1 protein-coding gene is annotated in these 602 nt (G+C 48.2%); it reads left to right on the plus strand.

The genetic code is table 11. The features are described from left to right. Positions 1-126: 126 nt before the first annotated feature. Positions 127-602 (plus strand): Ty1/Copia family ribonuclease HI (locus B5P42_RS32380; RefSeq protein ID WP_220089419.1); only part of this gene is annotated, 476 nt, incomplete at its 3' end.

Raw genomic sequence — 602 nt, forward strand, 5'->3', positions numbered from 1 at the left:
GAAGGAATCGTTGCACAACTATCAAATCGCTTTCCAATTACGGACCTAGGTGAACCGAAACGGCTACTAGGAATGAGGGTTTCAAGCAGCAACGACGGTATCCTACTTGACCAGGAGACGTATATTTTGGAACAATTGTCAAAATTCCAGATGATGGACTGTAAGCCAGTTGACACTCCAGAACAACCAGGATTCTACTTGAACAAGGACATGTGTGCAACGAGTGCCGAACAAATGCAAGATATGCAAGGAACACCCTACCGTGAACTAGTTGGAGCTCTGAATTGGATTGCCACGTGCACAAGACCCGATATCTCACATGCAGTCTCCTCGCTATGCCGATTTTTGGACAACCCAGGGCAACAACACTGGACTTCTGCGAAACGTGTCCTAAAATATCTCAAGGGGAGCTCTAACTGCGGACTATTCTTTCAAGCCAAGCAACCTCCGCACTTAATCGCCTTCTCGGACAGTGACTGGGCCGGAGACAAAGATTCCAGAAGATCCACGAGCGGCTATACTCTGATGATGTCTGGATCAGCCATTGCCTGGCGAAGTGCATTGCAGAAGATCGTCGCATGTTCGTCAACAGAAGCCGAGTA

The sequence above is a fragment of the Bacillus sp. SRB_331 genome (genome assembly GCF_003264175.1).
Taxonomy (GTDB): Bacteria; Bacillota; Bacilli; order Bacillales; family Bacillaceae_G; genus Bacillus_A; species Bacillus_A mycoides.